This is a genomic window from Enterobacteriaceae bacterium Kacie_13 (assembly GCA_013457415.1).
Classification (GTDB): domain Bacteria; phylum Pseudomonadota; class Gammaproteobacteria; order Enterobacterales; family Enterobacteriaceae; genus Rahnella.
In genome coordinates, this window is the sequence record CP045665.1 from 443,892 (window position 1) to 465,246 (window position 21,355).

A 21,355-nucleotide genomic window follows, 5' to 3' on the forward strand; every position below is an offset into this window, starting at 1 on the left:
GATTCTCTTCTTAGCAATCTGTTAAATCAGTGCCGCCCGGTCAGGACGGCTTGAATACGGTTTCGCGCGGCTGTACGCCAAATTTATTGCCGATGTAAAACGCCAGCAACCCCAGCGACAGCGACGGCACAATCGGATGCAGACCGGCAATGTGCAGGTCGATACTGGCGAGCAGGGTATAACAAACTGCGCCAACAATCATTGAGCTCAGCGCACCAGTGGCGTTCGCTCGCTCCCAGTAAAGACCGAGCACCAGCGGCCAAAGGAACACCGCTTCCAGCCCGCCAAAGGCCAAAAGATTAAGCCAGATGATCATTTCAGGCGGCCGCCATGCAGCCAGTACCACCAGCAAACCGAGGATAAATGTCGCCCAGCTGGAGAAGCGTTTTAAACGGCGCTCGTTAGTGATTTGCTCAGGTTTTACGCCAAGGTACAGGTCTTTAACAATTGTGGCGGACGACTGTAAAAGCTGCGCGTTGATAGTCGACATAATCGCCGCCATCGGCGCTGCGAGGAAAATCCCGGCGGCATAAGGCGGCAGCACGGTAATCATCAATGTAGGGATTACCTGATCGGGAATTTTCAGGTCTGGCAGAATAGCGCGACCGAGCGCCCCGGCCAGATGCATCCCAAACATAAGGATAGCGACCACCACGGTGCCGAGCACAATACCGCGATGTACTGCTTTACTGTCTTTGTACGAGATACAGCGCACAGCGGTGTGCGGCAGGCCGATCACTCCAAAGCACACTAAAATCCAGAAGGATGCCATAAACGGCAGCGAAAGGACGTCACCACCACCGTGGACGGATACCAGTTTTGGGTCAATCTGTTGCAGCTTATCGACCGCACTGTGCAGGCCACCCGCTGCATGGATCACCGCCACCAGCAGCAAAATCGTGCCCAGCAGCATCACCAGTCCCTGCATCGCATCGTTAAGCACGCTGGCACGGAAACCGCCAAAAGCAGTGTACAGTGCGATACTCACACCAAAAATTAGCAGACCGGTGTCATAAGGGATCCCGGCCGCCGTTTCCAGCAAACGCGCGCCGCCGATGAACTGCACGGTCATCGCGCCGAGGAACGCCACCAGCAGACTCAGGCTCGCCAGCCAGACCAAAAGACGGCTCTTATAGCGTGCGAACAACATATCGTTGAGGGTAACAGCATTGTAGCGCCGCGCCAGAATAGCGAATTTTTTGCCCAGCACGCCGAGCGACAGCCAGACGGCCGGCAACTGGATCATCGCCAACAGTACCCAACCAAGGCCGAATTTATACGCCGCACCGGGGCCGCCGATAAAGGAGCTGGCGCTGATGTACGTCGCAGTGAGGGTCATCGCCAGTACGAAGCCGCCCATCGAACGATTACCGAGGAAGTACTCGGTGAGGAAGCTGCCTTGCTGACGGCGCGTATAGGCGTACACCGACAATCCGAAAACCAGCAGCAAATAGGCGATCAGCGGCAATAAGACTTCAGTCTGCATGACTGTCCTCCAGCGGAATGTCGCGATAGATGACGCGAACCATCAGCCAGCTCAAAAGAATAAAAATCAGTGGAACCAGAAGGCAGGCCATCTCAAACCAGTGCGGAAGACCGGTAATCCCCTGTTTATCATCAGGAATATAGGCAGCACAACACCACGCCAGCAGATAAGCAATGGTAAGCCCGAATGCCCACCGGGCTTCCCGGTTAGCTTGCAGAAAACGTTTATCCAATGTCATTTTCTTCTCCCCCTAAACGTAAAAAAGGCCGGAATATCCGGCCTTGATAAGAGAGTACGCAACGGTACGGTCTTTTTATTTTTCCTGCAAACCGAGTTTTTTCTCCAGATAGTGGATGTTAGTCCCACCGACCTGGAAGTTCTCGTCATTCATGATGCGTTGTTGCAGTTCAATGTTGGTCTTGATGCCGTCGATGATCAGTTCCGCCAGTGCATTTTTCATGCGGGCGATGGCCACTTCACGGGTTTCGCCGTAAGTGATCAGTTTACCAATCATGGAATCGTAGTACGGAGGCACGGTGTAGCCTGCGTAAATGTGCGATTCCCAACGAACACCGAAACCGCCAGGCGCGTGGAAACGAGTGATTTTGCCCGGGCTTGGCAGGAAGGTATTTGGGTCTTCCGCGTTAATACGGCATTCCACCGCATGGCCTTTGACACGCACTTCGTCTTGTTTGATCGACAGAGGCTGGCCGGATGCGATCCGCAGCTGCTCTTTGATCAAGTCCACACCGGTGATCATCTCGGTAACCGGATGTTCAACCTGAATACGGGTGTTCATTTCGATGAAGAAGAACTCACCGTTCTCGTACAGGAACTCGAAAGTACCCGCACCGCGGTAGCCAATATCCACACAGGCTTTGGAACAACGTTCGCCGATGAAACGACGCAGTTCTTCCGTAATGCCTGGTGCTGGCGCTTCTTCTACGACTTTCTGGTGACGACGCTGCATGGAGCAGTCACGTTCAGCCAGATACACCGCATTGCCCTGACCATCGGCCAGTACCTGAATTTCCACGTGACGTGGATTTTCGAGGTATTTCTCCATGTACACCATGTCGTTGTTGAAAGCCGCTTTGGCTTCAGCACGGGTCATGTTGATGGACTGCTCGAGATCTTTGTCGCTGCGTACAACGCGCATACCACGACCACCGCCGCCGCCAGAGGCTTTGATGATGACCGGATAGCCGATGCGTTTTGCGAAGCCACGGTTAAGATCCATGTCGTCGCCCAGCGGGCCGTCAGAACCCGGTACGCATGGAACGCCAGCGGCTTTCATCGCGTGGATTGCAGACACTTTATCACCCATCAGGCGGATAGTTTCCGCTTTCGGGCCGATGAAGATGAAGCCAGAACGCTCAACCTGCTCTGCGAAATCCGCATTCTCAGACAGGAAACCATAGCCAGGGTGAATAGCCACCGCGCCGGTGATTTCTGCTGCAGCGATAATTGCAGGGATGTTCAGATAGCTTTTGACTGAAGGTGCAGGGCCGATACAGACGGTTTCGTCTGCCAGCAGCACGTGTTTCAGGTCACGGTCAGCGGTGGAGTGCACAGCAACGGTTTTGATGCCCATTTCTTTACAGGCACGCAAAATACGCAGGGCAATTTCGCCGCGGTTCGCGATAACAATTTTATCTACCATGGTACGCCTCGTTTATTCGATGACGACCAGCGGCTCGTCGAATTCAACCGGTTGGCCGCTTTCTACCAGAATTGCTTTAACAACACCGGATTTGTCCGCTTCGATTTGGTTCATCATTTTCATCGCTTCAACGATGCAAAGAGTATCGCCAGCATTCACTTTCTGGCCCACTTCGATAAAGGCTTTCGCGTCCGGGCTTGGCGTGCGGTAGAAAGTACCTACCATCGGGGAGCGAACGATGTGACCACTGATTGCAGCCGGAGCAGCGGCTTCAGCAGGTGCTGCTGGAGCAACCGCAGCAGCCAGACCCGGCTGCTGTTGAACAGGCATGGCGTACGCCTGTTGCATCATAGGATAAGCCTGCGCAGGTGCAGCACGGCTGATACGAACTGACTCTTCACCTTCAGAAATTTCCAGTTCAGAAATACCTGATTCTTCAACCAGTTCGATCAGTTTTTTAATTTTACGAATATCCATGGGTGTGATTCCGTACTCTTTTTGCGTAGAAATTAGTGGGTTTTAGACAAGCGATTAACTGCTGCCTGTAAAGCAAAGTGGTAGCCATCTGCGCCAAGTCCGCAAATGACGCCCACTGCGATGTCGGAAAGATAGGAATGATGCCGGAACGCTTCGCGGGCATGTACATTTGACAGATGGATTTCGATAAACGGAATCGAAACCCCCAGTAATGCATCGCGTAGCGCCACGCTGGTATGGGTAAAGGCCGCGGGATTGATCAGAATAAAATCGACGTTTCCGCGTGCCTGATGAATGCGTTCAATCAGGACATGTTCTGCGTTCGATTGCAGATGGCTCAGTGCCACATCAGCGGCAGCAGCCTGCGTTTCCAAACCTTTAACAATATCGTTGAGCGTGGTGTGTCCGTACGTTTCAGGCTCACGGGTACCTAACAAATTCAGGTTAGGACCGTTCAGTAGCAAAATGTCAAACTTATGCGCCATTGTGAGCCTATCTCCGGCAATTAGACAAAGATTGTAGAAAATACCCTGATGTCACCGATTTGTCACCTGTTTCGGGGCAAATCGTCCTGTCTCCTCAACATGAGGTCGGGCATTATAATGATATCGTGGCAATTAGCAGCTAAATACTGGTCTTATCAGCGAAGATAATCAACCCTCGTCCGGTACAAGAGGGTTGATTTACAGGAATTATGAGGGGCAGAACACAGAAAAGTTCCTTAGCTTATCGCAGCCACTGGCGGAATTTCTTATAACGAAGTGCCAACAAAATGGCGGCGATCGCGGCATAGATCACCGGTTGCGGCGATAACACTTTCACCGACCAAAGATAGTGGATCGGCGCAAGAATGGCGATCAGATAGATAAAATTATGCAACTTCTGCCACGCAGCACCCATTTTACGCTGCGCCCACAGCGTCGAAGTGCAGGCCAGTGCCAGTAGCAGTACCCAGCTGATAATCCCCAGCGTGAGATAGGGGCGCGAAATGAGTTCACTGCCTAACAGTCGCAGGTTACTGACTCCCAGTTCGAGGAAGGAATAACTAAGAAGATGCAGCGTCCCCCACGCAAAACACCACAGTCCCAGCAGGCGGCGGGTACGGATCAGCAGTGGTTGCTTACCATAGCGCGCTACCGGGGTGACCAGCAGCGTCACCAGTAAAAATTTCAGAGTCATCCGACCAGTAAAATGCTGAATATCTTTCGCCGGATCGGCGCTGAACCAGCCCTGATCGACAGAAAGCAGCAGCCACAAAAAGGGCAGGATTGCGGCAAGCCAGATGATTACTTTCAGCCAGGTCATGTTTGCAGGACTCAGACGGCGCATAAGTTTGACTTCCTTTCCTTAATAGAACTTACGAAGATCCATGCCGTGATACATCGACGCCACCTGTTCGGCATAACCGTTGAACAACAGCGTTGGCTGGCGTTTCACGTCGAGTAAACCGCCTGCACCGATAAAGCGTTCTGTTGCCTGCGACCAGCGCGGATGATCCACATGCGGGTTCACGTTGGCATAAAAGCCGTATTCGTTGGTGGCTATCTGGTTCCACGTGGTTGGCGGTTCATCTTTGGTGAATTTGATGTTAACGATCGACTTGATACCTTTGAAGCCGTATTTCCACGGTACCGTCAGGCGGATTGGTGCACCGTTTTGTGGCGGTAATGCTTTGCCGTAAACGCCGACGGTTAGCATGGTCAGCGGATTCATCGCTTCATCTATACGCAATCCTTCCACGTAGGGGTAATCCAGCCCGCCGCCAATAAACCGGTCTTTTTGGCCGGGCATGTGCTCCGGGTCATACAGCGTGGTGAAAGCCACATAACGTGCATTACTGGTGGGTTCGGCGAGTTTGAGAATATTACTCAGCTGGAAACCGACCCACGGTACCACCATCGACCACGCCTCGACGCAGCGCATACGGTAGATGCGTTGCTCGAGCGGAAAGCGCTTCATAATGTCATCCATATCCAGCGTCATCGGTTTACCGACTTCGCCATCAATGGTGATTTTCCACGGCGACGTGATCAGTTGTCCTGCGTTGGCGGCCGGATCGGCCTTATCCAGACCAAATTCATAGAAATTATTGTAACCAGTGACTTTATCTTCCGGCGTCAGCGGCAGGTCATTCTGATAGGCAGCCGGTTTGCTAAAGTCCAGTGGTTTACCGGAAGGTGCCGGTGGGCGGTCGTGGCCTTTAAACCAGGAGAGAATATCCGCCTGGGCAGTCTGCGGCAGCGCCAGCGCAGCTGCGCTAATCCCCAGTGCCTGCAATACTTTACGGCGATCGTAAAAAATGCTTTCGGGCGTGACATCCGCCTCGGTGAGTTTGCGGGGTTTGTACATAGCAGTCTCCAGTTTCGGACATCAATCGCATTCATGATTTTTATAATTATTCAGACAGCATGGCGTGAAATTCAGGCTTTTGCGAGGTATGAAAAGTAAAAACGAATTTCAAAAATGAGCGGGAATATAAGAATTCTGAATTATTGGAATTTTCAATTGCTATGCTATGAATGTATGTCAAATCCAGTTCGTCTTACTAAGGTAATATAACCGCGTTTTTTATGGCAGGCGTACAGAACGGTCCTGTTTTCACTTCACCGTAGCGAGTAAGGCACAGGGATGCGATTTACCACCCGACTATCCGCACTGATTTCGATGTTAGTTGCGCTGGCAATGTTGCTGATGTTGCTGGGCGTGACCTTTAGTTTTATCTATCTTAATAAGCAAAATACAGAGCAGCACCTTCAGGCGCTGACCACCACCTACGATCAGGCATTACTGAGACAATCCCCCGAAGAGGCTCAGCGCTGGCTGCCGCAGGCCATGCGAATGCTGGACGTCACTGATATCGTGGTGAAACTTAATAGCTCTACCGTATACGAATACCACGAGCGTCCGGATTTACACCGCTCATGGGATAGCGCGATGCCAGAATACAACACCGCCGTTTACCCGCTTATGCAGCACCCGGATATGTCGCTGCACGTCTCTTATATTGACCCCGTCAGCAGTTACATCCGATCCATGCGCTCGACGCTGTTCATCAGCGTGGCGATCCTGATTATGCTGGGGATGCTGTTGCTCAGTTTCCGTTGGCTGCGACAGGAAACCGATGGCGTTGAGAAACTGGAAGATCGCGCGGTACGTATTTTACGCGGTGAGCGCGATGGACTGACCGGAAATCTGGGCGAATGGCCGCATTCCGCCAGCAGCGCCATCGATCTCCTGCTGACCGACCTCAATGAAGCCCGCGAACAGCGCAGCCGTGTCGATACACTGATCCGCGCCTACGCCCAGCAGGATTCACAGACCGGCCTCAGCAACAGGCTGTTCTTTGATAATCAGCTGGCGACGCAGCTGGAAGAAGAGGGCACACACGGTGTGATCATGCTGCTGCGCCTGCCTGATTTCGACCTGATGCGCGAAACTCACGGGCAGGCGATGGTCGATGAGTTACGCTCCGCGATGGTTAATCTGCTCTCAACCTTTGTGATGCGCCACGTTGATGCACTCCTGGCGCGTTATTTCCACAGTGATTTTGCGGTGCTCCTGCCGCACCGGACGCTCAAAGAAGCTGAAGTAATGGCGGCACAGCTGGTAAATGCGCTCGGTGTATTACCGACGTCGTCGCTTATTGATCGTGATGCCCTGATGTACATCGGTATCAGCGCCTATCGCTTTGGTCAGACGCCGGATCAGGTAATGGATATGGTGCAGCAGGCCACGCGGCATGCGGCGTTTCAGGGCAGCAACAGCTGGTTTATCTTCGACAATAATGTGCCGGAGAAAGGACGCGGTAGCGTGCGCTGGCGAACCTTGCTGGAGAATACACTGGCGCGTGGCGGGCCGCGTTTGTATCAGAAACCGGCGTTCTCCAGAAACGGCAAACTTGATCACCGCGAACTACAGCGGCGGGTCTTTGATGGCGAACACGAATTGCTGGCCGCCGAGTTTGTACCGCTGGTGGTGCAGTTCGGTCTGTCACAAAGCTACGACCGCATCATGATAAGTCAGATTATTCCTTTACTTAACCACTGGCCGGACGAAACGTTGGCATTTCACCTGACGGTTGATTCATTATTGCAGCGCTCATTTGTTCGCTGGCTGCGCGATACCTTACTTCAGTGTGAGAGAAAACAACGAAATCGGATTTTGATTGAACTTGCAGAGGCAGATCTCTGTCAACATACCGACCGCCTGCGTCCTGCGATTCGATTATTACAGGGTTTAGGCTGTCGTCTGGCCGTTTCTCAGGCCGGTCTGACAGTGGTCAGCACTTCATATCTCAAAACTTTCCCGGTGGAAAGAGTCAAACTTCATCCGGGACTGGTGCGTGATATAGATAAAAGGATAGAGAATCAGCTGTTTGTACAAAGTCTGCTGAGCGCGTGTGAAGGTACTCAGGCTCTGGTCTTTGCCTCCGGCGTGCGAACAAAAGAGGAGTGGGCGATCCTGCTGAGTAAGGGGATCCACGGCGGCCAGGGTGATTTTTTTGCCGGACCGGAGCCAGTTGAACCGGTTGGTAAAAAATATTCACATAACAGCGATGTTTAAGTGACCGTAAACCGATTATTTAACGTAGAATGACCCAGCTTTCGACCGACTCCCTTGCCTGGCATCCGGTGCTTATCATCTGGCCGCAGGTTGACGGAGAATCCTGGTGAAAGTGTAAGAATTTATGTGCGGTGTTGCTACTTCGCCTGGGTGCCTGCCCGAGGTAAATCGAGCCTGCGATACAGAATTTTATCGCAGTGCCATCAGCCTCAAAAGTCACCTCTTGTAAATGGCGACATCGCGGACAATTTTCACGTAAGCAGGACGTTTTTGCGCCTTGTCGCTGCTTCGCGTGGTTGGTAAAGTAGGCGGATTTTATTTTCCGCCCCCAGCTAGCAGGATTATCCTTTCGTTATGTTTAAGAAATTTCGTGGCATGTTTTCCAACGACTTGTCCATCGACCTGGGTACCGCCAATACCCTTATCTATGTAAAAGGACAAGGCATCGTGCTGAATGAGCCATCAGTTGTGGCAATTCGTCAGGATCGTGCTGGTTCACCTAAAAGCGTTGCTGCTGTTGGTCACGACGCAAAACAGATGCTGGGTCGTACCCCCGGCAATATCGCAGCTATTCGTCCAATGAAAGACGGCGTCATCGCTGACTTCTTCGTGACTGAGAAAATGCTGCAACACTTCATTAAGCAAGTTCACAGCAACAGCTTCATGCGCCCAAGTCCGCGCGTGCTGGTTTGTGTGCCGGTCGGCGCAACGCAAGTTGAACGCCGTGCTATCCGTGAATCCGCACAAGGTGCTGGTGCGCGTGAAGTGTTCCTGATTGAAGAACCGATGGCTGCGGCGATCGGTGCAGGTCTGCCAGTCTCAGAAGCTACCGGTTCAATGGTGGTGGATATCGGCGGTGGTACTACTGAAGTTGCTGTGATTTCCCTGAACGGCGTCGTGTATTCCTCTTCTGTACGTATCGGTGGTGACCGCTTCGATGAAGCCATCATTAACTACGTGCGTCGTAATTACGGTTCCCTGATTGGTGAAGCCACGGCAGAACGTATCAAACACAGCATCGGTTCGGCGTATCCGGGCGATGAAGTGCACGAAATTGAAGTGCGCGGCCGTAACCTGGCTGAAGGCGTTCCGCGTGGTTTCACGCTGAACTCCAACGAAATCCTGGAAGCGCTGCAAGAGCCGCTGACCGGTATTGTTAGCGCTGTGATGGTTGCACTGGAACAGTGCCCGCCAGAACTGGCTTCCGATATTTCTGAGCGCGGCATGGTGCTGACCGGCGGTGGCGCGTTACTGCGTAACCTCGATCGTCTGCTGATGGAAGAAACCGGTATTCCGGTGGTTGTCGCAGAAGATCCGCTGACCTGCGTTGCTCGCGGCGGCGGTAAAGCATTAGAAATGATCGACATGCACGGCGGCGACTTATTCAGCGAAGAGTGATCTCAGCAACGATTTGATTGATGATGGAATAAAGGTTTTTCCTTTATTCCTCTCAAAAAATTGTCTGCCCGGGAAGGTGGTTGTCCGTCAGGTAAAACCTGCAACGTGAAGTGTGCAGTGTTCAGTGTGGATCCGCGCAAACACTGTCTAAACTGAGAATGTTTAGGCGGTGTTTTCGGCTATCCCATGAGATTGCCGCCTTTTCTGTCAGGGGGAAGCATTGACTTCGTCTGACTGGAACCTTCTGTTGCTGAGGAACTCGCATATTTTATGAAGCCAATTTTTAGCAGGGGGCCTTCCCTGCAACTGCGACTTTTTTTGGCTATTCTTACGGCCATTGTCCTGATTGTTGCCGACAGTAAAATAGGTACGTTTGTTAAAATCCGCACCTATATGGATACTGCCGTCAGTCCCTTCTATTTTCTTTCAAACGCCCCGCGTGAATTCTTAGATCAGGTTTCCTCGACGTTCGCCACGCGCGGTCAGCTCGAGCTGGAAAACCGTGCTTTGCGCCAGGAACTCTTGCTGAAAAACAGCGACCTGATGTTGCTTGGTCAATACAAACAAGAGAACGCCCGTTTGCGAGAACTGCTTGGGTCGCCGTTGCGTCAGGACGAGCACAAAATGGTGGCGCAGGTTCTGTCAACCAGCGACGATCCGTACAGTGATCAGGTCGTCATTGATAAAGGCAGCAATAGCGGCGTTTACGTCGGCCAGCCGGTGATTAGCGATAAGGGTGTTGTCGGTCAGATTGTTGCTGTCGGTGCACTCACCAGCCGTGTGCTGTTGATTTGCGATGCGTCCCATGCCCTGCCAATCCAGGTGCTGCGTAACGATATTCGTGTCATCGCCGCCGGCAGTGGCTGTGCGGACGATCTGCAACTCGAACATTTGCCAAGCAATACCGATATTCGCGTTGGTGACGTACTTGTCACCTCTGGCCTCGGTGGTCGTTTCCCTGAAGGTTATCCGGTGGGTGTGGTGTCTTCTGTCAAAGTCGACAACCAGCGCGCTTATACGGTGATTCAGGCGCGTCCGACTGCAGGTCTGCAACGTCTGCGTTATCTGCTGCTGCTGTGGGGCTCGGATCGAAACGGTGATCATCCGTTGCCACCTGATGAAGTCCATCGTGTTGCCAATGAACGCCTGATGCAAATGATGCCTCAGGTGCTGCCGCCGCCGGGTGATATGGGGCCTCCGGCACCACTTCCGGCACCGGCAACCGGCACTGTAACCGCACCGGTTAGCACATCCGTGACACCGAGGGCGACACGATGAACAGCTACCGGAGCCACGGACGCTGGATTATTTGGCTATCCTTTATCATAGCCATGTTGTTGCAGGTCATGCCGTGGCCTGAACAGATCTACATGTTCCGGCCCTCCTGGTTGTTGCTGATCTTGATTTACTGGGTGATGGCATTACCGCACCGCGTCAACGTTGGCACCGGTTTTATTGTCGGTTTCATCATGGATTTGATCCTCGGTTCAACGCTGGGTATCCGTGCGCTGGCTTTTGCTATCACCGCTTATCTTGTCGCGTTCAAATTCCAGTTATTCCGCAATCTGGCACTCTGGCAGCAGGCACTTATTGTTATGGTGCTGTCGCTGGCGGTAGACGTGATGGTGTTCTGGGGCCAGTTCATGGTGGTGAACGTGTCGTTTCGCCCTGAGGTTTTCTGGAGCAGCGTGGTTGACGGCATTCTGTGGCCGTGGCTGTTCTTACTGATGCGCAAAATTCGCCGTCAGTTTGCTGTTCAATGAGGATGTTATGACCGAACTTTATCTCGCTTCAGGATCCCCTCGCCGTCGTGAATTGCTGGCGTTACTGGATCTGTCTTTTGAGCGTCTGGTAACTGACGTGGCGGAAGAACGCCAGCAGGATGAAGCACCGGACGCATACGTTTTGCGTCTGGCGAAAGATAAAGCGCGGGCCGGTGTTGCGGTCGCGACGGAGGATCTGCCCGTGCTGGGCGCGGACACCATTGTAGTCCTCGACGGTAAAGTGTTGGAAAAGCCGCGTGATGAATCGCAAGCCGCTGTTATGCTTAATGCATTGTCTGGCAGGCAGCATCAGGTGATGACCGCAGTCGCCTTCGCTGACAGGCGCGATTGTCTCAGTACGCTGGTTGTGACCGATGTCACCTTTCGTTCGCTATCCGCCGATGATATTGCACACTATATTCTGAGCGGTGAGCCCATGGATAAAGCGGGCGCTTATGGTATTCAGGGAAAGGGCGGTTGTTTCGTCCGTGAAATTCGCGGCAGTTACTATGCAGTCGTGGGGCTTCCGCTGGTGGAGACCCAGGAGCTGCTCAATGAATTTGCTGCCTTACGCGAGCTTAGGAGAAAACATGACAGCTGAATTACTGGTCAATGTCACGCCGTCTGAAACCCGCGTGGCCTACATTGACGGTGGCATTCTGCAGGAAATCCATATTGAGCGCGAAACCAAGCGCGGGATTGCCGGCAACATTTATAAAGGACGTATCAGCCGCGTGTTACCTGGAATGCAGGCCGCTTTTGTTGATATCGGACTTGAGAAAGCCGCGTTTTTACACGCGTCTGACATTATGCCGCATACAGAATGTGTCGCGCGTGATGAGCAGAAAAATTTCAACGTGCGCGACATCGCAGAGCTGGTGCATCAGGGCCAGGATCTGATGGTGCAGGTGGTGAAAGACCCGCTCGGTACCAAAGGCGCGCGTCTGACCACCGACATCACGTTGCCTTCACGTTATCTGGTGTTTATGCCGGGTGCGTCGCACGTGGGCGTTTCACAGCGTATTGAAAGTGAAGCCGAGCGCGATCGCCTGAAACGTATCGTTTCTGAATATTGTGACGAGCACGGTGGCTACATTATTCGTACCGCCGCCGAAGGCGTGGGCGAAGAAGAACTTAAGCAGGATGCAGCCTATCTGAAGCGCCTGTGGACTAAGGTGATGGAGCGTAAGCGTCGCAACAAAACCAAGTACAAATTATACGGCGAGCTGGCACTGGCGCATCGCGTGCTGCGTGATTTCGCCGGGGAAGCGCTGGATCGCATTCGAGTTGATTCCCGTCTGACCTATGAACTGCTGGTGGAATTTACCAGCGAGTACATGCCGGAAATGACCAGCAAGCTGGAGCATTACAACGGCAAGCAGCCAATTTTCGATTTGTACGATGTGGAAAATGAAATCCAGCGTGCACTTGAGCGCAAGGTTGAGCTCAAGTCCGGCGGCTATCTGATCATCGATCAGACTGAAGCCATGACCACCGTGGATATCAATACCGGTGCGTTCGTCGGCCATCGTAATTTGGAAGACACCATTTTCAATACCAACACCGAAGCGACGCAGGCCATTGCCCGCCAGCTGCGATTACGTAATCTCGGCGGCATCATCATCATCGACTTCATTGATATGTCGAATGAAGATCATCGCCGTCGCGTATTGCACAGTCTTGAGCAGGCGCTGTCGAAAGACCGCGTGAAAACCGGCATTCACGGTTTCTCTGCGCTCGGTCTGGTGGAAATGACCCGTAAACGTACCCGCGAAAGCGTCGAACATGTCTTGTGCAGTGATTGCCCGACCTGTCATGCGCGTGGCACGGTAAAAACTGTCGAAACGGTATGCTACGAAATTCTGCGTGAAATCGTGCGCGTGCACCATGCGTATGATTCTGACCGCTTCCTGGTTTACGCCTCTGCGGCCGTAGGCGAAGCGCTGAAGGGCGAAGAATCCCATGCACTGGCTGAAGTCGAAATCTTCGTCGGCAAGCAGGTTAAAGTGCAAGTGGAGCCGCTCTACAGTCAGGAGCAGTTTGACGTCGTGATGATGTGATCTGAAGGCAATGTGCCAGATGCATCAGGAAGTAACAGGTTTCCATTGCCGTCTGTACGGGTGAAGACCGGTATGGAATGGGAAACAAGGAGAGAAGTTTGAGGCGACTGCCCGGTATATTATTAACCACCAGCGCAACCCTTGTCGTGATAGTGGCTTTGGTGATCAGTGGCTTACGTCTGGCGTTGCCTCAGTTGAGCCGTTTCCAGAATCAGCTGATCGAAAAAGTCGAATCCGTCACGGGCGTGCCGATCGAACTGTCACAGATCAGTGCCAGCTGGAAAACCTTTGGCCCGATCATGGAGATCCGCGGCCTGCAGGTCACGTTACCGGATGCTAACCTGAAGGTTCAGCGCATCACCATGGCGCTGGATGTCTGGCAGTCGATGCTGCATTTTCGCTGGCAGTTTCGCGATCTCACCTTTTACAACATGCAGTTGGATCTGAACAGCACGTTGGGCGGAGATGATAAAGGCAACGGTCTCAAGCCCAACCGCATCAGCGATATTTTCCTGCGGCAGGTGGACCACTTCGACCTGCGCAACAGTCGTATTTCCTTCATGACCCCATCCGGCCCGCGCGCCGAGTTCGATATCCCGCAGCTGACCTGGCTGAACACGCACAACCGCCACCGCGCCGAGGGGCAACTGAGCCTGTCGAGTTTCACCGGCCAGCATGGCGTGGTGCAGCTGCGTATGGATCTTAACGATTCCAACGGCCTGCTGAATAACGGCAAGATTTATCTTCAGGCCGACGATATCGACATGAAGCCGTGGTTTAGCCGCTGGCTGCGCAGCAACACCGGTCTCGAAACGGCTAACTTCAGTCTGGCGGCATGGCTGACCGTACGCAATGGCGATGTGTATGCCGGTGATGCACTGTTGAAGGCCGGTTCCGCGACGTGGAAAACCGGCGATGATGTCCACCGTCTGGATGTCGATAACCTGACGCTACATGGAAACCGTCAGGGCAATGGCTGGCAGCTCGGTACTCAACAGCTGAATATCAAAACTGACGGCGTCGCCTGGCCGAAAGGCACGCTTCAGGCGCTGTACCTGCCGGAAAATAACGACTTTCTTGGCCCCTCGCAGGGTGAAGAACTGCGCATTCGTGGCACTAATTTACAACTGGAACGTCTTGGGCCGGTCATCCCGACAATTTCATTCCTCACGCCAGCGCTGTTAGAACGCTGGCAGGATCTGAAACCGGCGGGCAATATCGGTCACCTCGCGCTGGACATTCCGCTTAAACAACCTGAGCACACCCGTTTTATCGCCGACTGGCACGACGTCAGCTGGCAACGCTGGGAATTGCTGCCGGGCATTAATCATTTTAACGGCAGTATGAAAGGCAGCGTGGCCAGCGGTCAGCTGGACGTCAAACTGCAAGACAGCCTGCTGCCTTACGCAGACATGTTCCGCGCGCCGCTGGATGTGAGTGCGGCAACCGGGTCATTCAGCTGGACGAACGATCGAGATGGCTGGACGTTGTCCGGTAAAGACGTTGATGTCAAAGCCGATGCGCTGTGGGCGAAGGGCGATTTCCACTACGCCCAGCCGACAAAAGGTGAGCCGTGGCTGAATATTCTGGCCGGTATCCGTCTGTACGACGCCGGGCAGGCGTGGCGTTACTTCCCTGAACATCTGATGGGTAAACATCTGGTGGATTATCTTACCGGCGCCATTAAAGGCGGTCAGGTGGATAACGCTACGCTGACCTTCAACGGCAATCCACATCACTTCCCGTTCAAAAAGAACGAAGGGCAGTTCCAGGTCTGGGTGCCGTTACGTCATTCCACTTTCGAATTCCAGCCGAAATGGCCTGCGCTGACCGATCTGGATATCGATCTCGATTTCCTTAATGACGGCCTGTTCATGAAGGCCGCGCATACCAAACTGGGCAACGTTGATGGCAATAATGTTGTCGCCAATATTCCTGACTATCTGAAAGAAAAGCTGTTTGTCGATGCCGACCTGCGCGGTTCTGGCAAAGATATCGGCGATTACTTCATGGATACGCCGCTGCACGACACGCTGGGCGGCGCGTTACAGGAGTTGCAAATTAGCGGTGAAGTGAATGGCCGCTTACATCTGGATATCCCGCTGGACGGCAAGGAAGTTCGCGCGACCGGGGGGGTGACACTCAAAGACAACAGCCTGCTTATCAAACCGCTGGAAAGTACCATCAGCCATCTCAGCGGACAGTTCAGCTATGACAACGGCAACCTGCAAAGCAATCAGTTAACCGGTAGCTGGTTCGGACAGCCGATCAACGTGATGTTCAGCACGCAGGAACTGGCGGATGACTTCAAAATTCAGGTCGGGCTGGATGCGAACTGGCAACTGTCTAAACTGCCAGGTCTGCCCGCGGCTGCAGCAAGCAAAATTTCCGGCGGAACGCCGTGGAAGGGCGACGTTAATATCTCCCTTCCGCATAAAGGCACACCAAACTACACCGTCGATGTTAACGCAGATCTAAAAGATGTAAGCAGCCACTTACCTGATCCACTGGGTAAGAAAGCCGGGCATGCTATGCCGTTGCAGGTGAAGGTGAAAGGCGATCTGCACAGCTTCAATCTCGAAGGCGTGCTGGCGGGTAAAGACCATTTCAACAGCCGCTGGTTGCTGGGTAAACAGCTGAAACTTGACCGCGCTTCCTGGCAGGCCAATACCAGGAAAACACCGCCGCTGCCTGCCGACAGCAGCCTGACGCTGAACCTGCCGCCGCTCGATGGTGAAAGCTGGCTCGGTCTGCTGTCGCCGGATAAAGCCGCGCAGAGCAGCAGTAATAGTAAAAGCGGTAACGGGAAAATAGCCGGATTCAGCTTCCCGCATGAAATCATCCTGACGACACCGGCGCTGACGCTTGGCGGGCAGGTATGGAATGACCTGACGATAAGCTCCACACAGGGTCGTCAGGGCATGGAGATCAAGGCGAAAGGCAAAGAGATTGACGGCACGCTGAACATGAACGACAACGGTCCGTGGCTGGCGAACCTCAGCTATCTCTATTTCAACCCGCAGTGGACGGTGGCTGATGTCGCTGGCAGCGGTAAACCGGCGTCAAATCCGTTTGCCAGTGAAAAAGTCTCTTTCGCCAGCTGGCCTGCGGTGCAACTGCGTTGCGAAGCCTGTTGGTTCCTCGGTCAGAATTTCCGTAAGGTGAACGCCGATGTGACACCGCAGGGCGATCAGCTGATGCTGCGTAACGGCCTGATCGACACCGGCGTCGCGCGTCTGGACGTGCAGGGTGACTGGAAACAGAATGGTCAGGGCGAAAATACCGGCCTGAAGGGCAAGCTGAGCGGAAAAAATATCGATCAGGCGATGTCTTTCTTTGGCGTCACTACACCACTGAAAGGCGCGCCGTTTGATATCAATTTCGACCTGCACTGGAAATCCGTGCCATGGAAACCGGACGTCAGTACGCTCAACGGCACGCTGAAAAACCAGCTGGGCAAAGGTGAAATCGCCGACGTCGGCGGGGGCCGCGCGGGTCAGTTATTGCGCCTGGTGAGCTTCGACGCCTTGCTGCGTAAGCTGCGTCTCGATTTCAGTGACACCTTTGGCGAGGGCTTCTACTTCGACTCGATCAAATCGACCGCGTGGATTAAAGACGGTACGCTGCACACCGACGACCTGCTGGTCGACGGGCTGGCTGCGGACATCGCCATCACCGGCAAAGTGAACTTCGTGAATCAGCAGTTAGATCTCCAGGCCGTCATCGCACCGGAAATTTCCGCTACCGTTGGTGTGGCCACCGCCTTTGTGATCAATCCGGTAGTCGGCGTAGCGGTGTTTGCCGCCAGTAAAGTGCTCGCCCCGCTGTGGAATAAAATTTCGCTGATCCGGTATCAGATCACCGGAACTATCGCGGAGCCGCACATTAATGAAATTCTGCGTAAACCTGTCGTCGCGCCTAAGGCCGCCGCGCAGTAATGCCATGCGGATGGCGGCAGGCAACCTCGTTCGGGCTGTGTTAGGCTGTTAATAACCTTGTAACAATGGATTGTCCGGTGGGTTGAGGTGATCACGAAATCTCAGCACGCCGGATTTTCGTCTAAAAGAGAGTGAACATCTATGAGTCTGGCCTTAGTCAGTGAGCAGTTACTAACTGCCAATAATCTGAGTCATCAGGATCTGTTTTCCGTTTTGGGCCAGTTGTCAGAACGTCGCCTCGATTACGCCGATCTCTTTTTCCAGTCAAGCTTCCATGAAGCCTGGGTGATCGAAGACAGCATCATTAAAGATGGGTCCTACAATATCGATCAGGGCGTCGGTGTGCGTGCCATCAGCGGTGAGAAAACCGGTTTTGCTTATGCAGATCAGATAACGCTTAATGCGCTGAACCAAAGTGCCACGGCGGCGCGCAGTATTGTCCGCGAGCAGGGCAACGGCAAAACGCGCACGCTGGGCGAAGTAGCCTACAAATCCATGTACTCTGCGCTGGATCCGCTGCAAAGCTTGTCGCGCGAAGCGAAAATTGACCTCCTGCATCGCGTCGATAAAATTGCCCGCGCGGCCGATAAGCGCGTGCAAGAAGTCAGCGCCAGTATTACAGGCGTGTATGAAACCGTGCTGGTCGCAGCGACAGATGGCACGCTGGCGGCGGATATCCGTCCGCTGGTACGTCTGTCCGTCAGCGTACTGGTCGAGCAGGATGGTCGTCGTGAGCGCGGCTCCAGCGGCGGTGGTGCGCGCGTCGGGTACGATTACTTCCTCGAAACTGTGAACGGTGAAGTGCGCGCCGAAGCGTTCGCGCGCGACGCCGTACGTATGGCGCTGCTGAACCTGACGGCGGTTGCGGCTCCGGCTGGCGGTATGCCGGTTGTGCTCGGCGCGGGCTGGCCTGGCGTTTTGCTGCACGAAGCGGTCGGTCACGGGCTGGAAGGCGATTTCAACCGTCGCGGCACGTCGGTATTTAGCGGTCAGATGGGTAAACTGGTGGCATCTGAACTGTGTACCGTAGTCGATGACGGCACGATGCACGGCCTGCGTGGCTCGCTGGCGATTGATGATGAAGGCGTGCCGGGCCAGTACAACGTGCTGATCGAAAACGGTGTGCTGAAAGGCTACATGCAGGACAAACTGAATGCGCGCCTGATGGGTGTTGCACCGACCGGTAATGGCCGTCGCGAGTCTTATGCGCATCTGCCTATGCCGCGCATGACTAACACCTACCTGCTGGGAGGGAAATCCACCCCGGAAGACATTATCAGCAGCGTCGAATACGGTCTGTACGCCCCTAACTTCGGCGGCGGTCAGGTGGATATCACCTCCGGCAAATTCGTGTTCTCCACGTCCGAGGCCTATCTGATCGAAAAAGGTCGCATCACCAAACCGGTGAAAGGCGCGACGCTGATTGGCTCCGGCATCGAAGCAATGCAGCAGATTTCCATGGTCGGTAACGATCTGGCGCTCGATAAAGGCGTTGGCGTATGCGGTAAAGAAGGCCAGAGCCTGCCGGTCGGCGTCGGCCAGCCGACCCTGAAGCTGGATAATCTGACGGTGGGCGGCACGGCTTAACTCATCGCCCTGAGTCTCGAAAGCCCTTTCTGTGAAAGGGCTTTTTTATTGAATCACTCCCACGGCATCCCTTTCTTTCCCTGACGGTAGCCCTGATACACCTTGCCGACTCGTTTGAAGTATTCCGTCAGATAGTTAATGCAGACCTGCACTTTCAGCGGCAGTTTGTCTTTTTCAGTGTACAGCGCGTACACCGGACGCGGATCCGACTGGTAGCTGCGAAACAGAATCTCCACTTCTCCGGCGTTTATCTCTTCAATGATCCACATCAGCGGCACGTAGGCGATACCGACACCCGCTTTCAGCCAGCGGATCATCGTCTGGGAATCGTTGGTGACAAAGCGCCCCTGCGGATTGATGCGGGTAGTGATGCCTTCGGGGGCGATCAGTTCGAATTCACTGTCCGGACGGACGCTGTACTCCAGCCATGAGAAATTCACCATATCCGCTGGTTTTTCCGGCGTGCCGTGCTGCGCCAGATAACTGCGGGCGGCGCAGACCACCATCGGCATCGATCCGAGCCGCGTGGAGAACAGGCTGGAATCCTGCAACGCTCCGACGCGGATGACCACGTCTAAGCCGTCGGCGATAAGATCCGGCGCCGGGATGCCGGTGACCAGATTGACGGTCAGGCCGGGATATTCGCTAAGCATTTCGGCGGTCATTGCAGCAAGAACATTTTGTGCCATTGTTGATGAGCTGCCGATGCGTAACGTCCCGGTAGGTGTGTTGTTAAAGGCGTATAATTGCTCATGCACTTCACGCACGTCATGCAGCATTTTCCGGCAACCCTGATAGTAAATCTTTCCGGCTTCTGTCAGGCCGATACTGCGGGTGCTTCGGTTTAATAATTTGATTTGTAGATCATTTTCAAGCTTTGAAATCGTCTGGCTGATGGCAGAAACGCTCATGTCGAGGCGCCGCGCCGCGGCGGTAAATGAGCCGCTCTCCACAACCTGAGCGAAAATCGACATGCGTTTTAATCGGTCCATTGTTAACTCTGGCTTAAAAGTGATTTAGATCACATAACGTTGATCACTTGATAATAAGCAGGCTAATATACCCCTCCGGGCGATAAACCTCAGGTTCAGTTTTCCCGACTGTTTACCTTCGCACACTTCCCTGGCAACCCCACAGTGTCCATCTTCACCTCTCGTGAATTATTTCACCGGGTTTATGAGCTGTTGCCTAAAATAAAGAATAATGTGCGCGCGGGATTAACCAGCGTTTCTGCCGTCATACTGCCCGTCGTCATAATGTAAGGAATTTTTGATGAGTTTGCTTCCGGTAATGGTGATTTTCGGATTGTCGTTTCCCCCGGTGTTCTTTGAAATACTGCTGGCGCTGGTGGTGTTTTTCCTGCTGCGGCGCGTCTTGCAGCCTACGGGAATTTACGACTTTGTCTGGCACCCGGCGTTGTTCAACACAGCTTTGTATTGCTGTCTTTTCTACCTGATCTCCTGCATGTTCGTCTGAGGGCGTTGTGAAAAATTTCTCCATAAAAATAATACGTTATCTAATTACGCTGATTCTTGTCGTTCTGGCCGTCATCGCAATCTTCAAAGCCTGGGCGTTCTACACCGAATCACCGTGGACCCGTGATGCTAAATTTACCGCTGACGTAGTGTCTATCGCACCCGACGTGACCGGTCTTATCACCGACGTGCCAGTGATCGACAACCAGCTGGTGTCGAAGGGGCAGGTTCTGTTCAAAATCGACCAGCCGCGTTATCAGCAGGCGCTGGACGAGGCAAATGCAGACGTCGCGTACTATCAGGCGCTGGCCGCCGAGAAAAGACGCGAAGCCGGACGTCGCGTGAAGCTGGGCGTGCAGGCGATGTCGCAGGAAGAGATCGACCAGGCCAATAACGTGCTGCAAACCGCGCAACATCAGCTGGCGAAAGCACAGGCCGCGCGTGACCTGGCGGTGCTTGACCTCCAGCGCACCGTAGTTGTCGCCCCTGCCGATGGCTGGGTAACTAACCTCACCGTGCATCCGGGTAACTATATCAACCGCGGCTCGACCGCCGTTGCGCTGGTGAAGAAAAACTCCTTCTATATTCTTGCCTATCTTGAAGAAACTAAACTGTCCGGCCTGAGCAAAGGCGACCGCGTGGAAATCACGCCGCTCGGCAGCAATCGCATCATGCACGGCACGGTCGACAGCGTCGCGGCAGCGGTGACCAATAGTTCTTCTTCTGCGGCAACCAACGGTCTGGCGACCATCGACAGTAACCTCGAATGGGTACGTCTGGCTCAGCGTGTACCGGTCAAAATTGTCCTTGATGATGCCGATCAGCAGCATCCGTATCCGGCAGGCACCACGGCGACCGTCGTTATTACCGGCAGTCACGATCGTCAGCAGACCGACGGTTCTCCGTTCCGTCGTCTGTTACACCGCCTGAGAGAATTTGGCTAAG

18 protein-coding genes are annotated in these 21,355 nt (G+C 53.7%); 10 read left to right on the top strand and 8 right to left on the bottom strand.

The genetic code is table 11. The features are described from left to right. Positions 1-40 precede the first annotated feature (40 nt). The 7 genes from panF to msrP all read right to left on the bottom strand — a co-directional run bounded on the left by panF (position 41) and on the right by msrP (position 5,975). Positions 41-1,486 carry a sodium/pantothenate symporter gene (panF, locus tag GE278_02000; protein QLK59626.1) on the bottom strand — a complete coding sequence of 482 codons (1,446 nt, stop codon included), beginning with the start codon at positions 1,484-1,486 and terminating at the stop codon, positions 41-43. Continuing rightward, on the bottom strand, positions 1,476-1,724 hold the full coding sequence (locus GE278_02005) for a DUF997 family protein (protein QLK59627.1): 249 nt from the start codon (positions 1,722-1,724) through the stop codon (positions 1,476-1,478). Before GE278_02005 ends, panF begins: the two co-directional genes overlap by 11 nt. A 75-nt stretch (positions 1,725-1,799) precedes the next feature. Then, positions 1,800-3,149 carry an acetyl-CoA carboxylase biotin carboxylase subunit gene (gene accC, locus GE278_02010; protein ID QLK59628.1) on the bottom strand — a complete coding sequence of 450 codons (1,350 nt, stop codon included), beginning with the start codon at positions 3,147-3,149 and terminating at the stop codon, positions 1,800-1,802. 12 nt (positions 3,150-3,161) lie between these two features. Continuing rightward, positions 3,162-3,626 (bottom strand): acetyl-CoA carboxylase biotin carboxyl carrier protein, encoded by a 465-nt coding sequence (gene accB, locus GE278_02015; GenBank protein ID QLK59629.1) that lies wholly within the window; start codon positions 3,624-3,626, stop codon positions 3,162-3,164. Positions 3,627-3,658: 32 nt separating this feature from the next. Then, positions 3,659-4,111: a type II 3-dehydroquinate dehydratase gene (gene aroQ, locus GE278_02020; GenBank protein ID QLK59630.1), complete on the bottom strand. Its 453-nt coding sequence runs from the start codon at positions 4,109-4,111 to the stop codon at positions 3,659-3,661. A gap of 241 nt (positions 4,112-4,352) precedes the next feature. Continuing rightward, positions 4,353-4,955, bottom strand: coding sequence for a protein-methionine-sulfoxide reductase heme-binding subunit MsrQ (msrQ, locus tag GE278_02025; GenBank protein QLK59631.1), 603 nt, complete (start codon positions 4,953-4,955; stop codon positions 4,353-4,355). Between the two features lie 18 nt (positions 4,956-4,973). Further along, positions 4,974-5,975, bottom strand: a complete 1,002-nt coding sequence (gene msrP / locus GE278_02030) for a protein-methionine-sulfoxide reductase catalytic subunit MsrP (protein QLK59632.1) — start codon at positions 5,973-5,975, stop codon at positions 4,974-4,976. Between the two features lie 279 nt (positions 5,976-6,254). On the opposite strand from msrP, the gene csrD reads away from it, so the two are divergent. The 8 genes from csrD to tldD all read left to right on the top strand — a co-directional run bounded on the left by csrD (position 6,255) and on the right by tldD (position 18,935). Continuing rightward, the gene (gene csrD / locus GE278_02035; protein QLK59633.1) at positions 6,255-8,189 is read left to right on the top strand and encodes an RNase E specificity factor CsrD; all 1,935 of its coding nucleotides are present in this window, start codon (positions 6,255-6,257) and stop codon (positions 8,187-8,189) included. A gap of 354 nt (positions 8,190-8,543) precedes the next feature. After that, positions 8,544-9,587, top strand: coding sequence for an MreB/Mrl family cell shape determining protein (locus tag GE278_02040; protein ID QLK59634.1), 1,044 nt, complete (start codon positions 8,544-8,546; stop codon positions 9,585-9,587). 270 nt (positions 9,588-9,857) lie between these two features. Continuing rightward, positions 9,858-10,865 carry a rod shape-determining protein MreC gene (gene mreC / locus GE278_02045; GenBank protein ID QLK59635.1) on the top strand — a complete coding sequence of 336 codons (1,008 nt, stop codon included), beginning with the start codon at positions 9,858-9,860 and terminating at the stop codon, positions 10,863-10,865. After that, positions 10,862-11,350, top strand: a complete 489-nt coding sequence (mreD, locus tag GE278_02050) for a rod shape-determining protein MreD (protein QLK59636.1) — start codon at positions 10,862-10,864, stop codon at positions 11,348-11,350. The genes mreC and mreD overlap by 4 nt, the downstream gene beginning before the upstream one ends. Before the next feature lie 7 nt (positions 11,351-11,357). Next, positions 11,358-11,951, top strand: coding sequence for a septum formation inhibitor Maf (locus GE278_02055; protein QLK59637.1), 594 nt, complete (start codon positions 11,358-11,360; stop codon positions 11,949-11,951). Then, a complete protein-coding gene (locus GE278_02060; protein QLK59638.1) occupies positions 11,941-13,410 on the top strand; it encodes a ribonuclease G in 1,470 nt (489 codons plus the stop codon). The genes GE278_02055 and GE278_02060 overlap by 11 nt, the downstream gene beginning before the upstream one ends. Positions 13,411-13,508: 98 nt before the next feature. Further along, positions 13,509-17,348 (top strand): AsmA2 domain-containing protein, encoded by a 3,840-nt coding sequence (locus tag GE278_02065; GenBank protein ID QLK59639.1) that lies wholly within the window; start codon positions 13,509-13,511, stop codon positions 17,346-17,348. Positions 17,349-17,489: 141 nt separating this feature from the next. Then, complete coding sequence (gene tldD / locus GE278_02070) at positions 17,490-18,935, top strand: metalloprotease TldD (GenBank protein ID QLK59640.1); 1,446 nt, start codon at positions 17,490-17,492, stop codon at positions 18,933-18,935. Positions 18,936-18,988: 53 nt separating this feature from the next. Here tldD and aaeR read toward each other — a convergent pair whose 3' ends face one another. After that, positions 18,989-19,927 carry an HTH-type transcriptional activator AaeR gene (gene aaeR / locus GE278_02075; GenBank protein ID QLK59641.1) on the bottom strand — a complete coding sequence of 313 codons (939 nt, stop codon included), beginning with the start codon at positions 19,925-19,927 and terminating at the stop codon, positions 18,989-18,991. Between the two features lie 280 nt (positions 19,928-20,207). On the opposite strand from aaeR, the gene GE278_02080 reads away from it, so the two are divergent. Both GE278_02080 and aaeA read left to right on the top strand, forming a co-directional pair. Continuing rightward, complete coding sequence (locus GE278_02080; protein ID QLK59642.1) at positions 20,208-20,411, top strand: DUF1656 domain-containing protein; 204 nt, start codon at positions 20,208-20,210, stop codon at positions 20,409-20,411. 7 nt (positions 20,412-20,418) lie between these two features. Continuing rightward, the gene (gene aaeA, locus GE278_02085; protein QLK59643.1) at positions 20,419-21,354 is read left to right on the top strand and encodes a p-hydroxybenzoic acid efflux pump subunit AaeA; all 936 of its coding nucleotides are present in this window, start codon (positions 20,419-20,421) and stop codon (positions 21,352-21,354) included. Position 21,355: the final 1 nt, after the last annotated feature.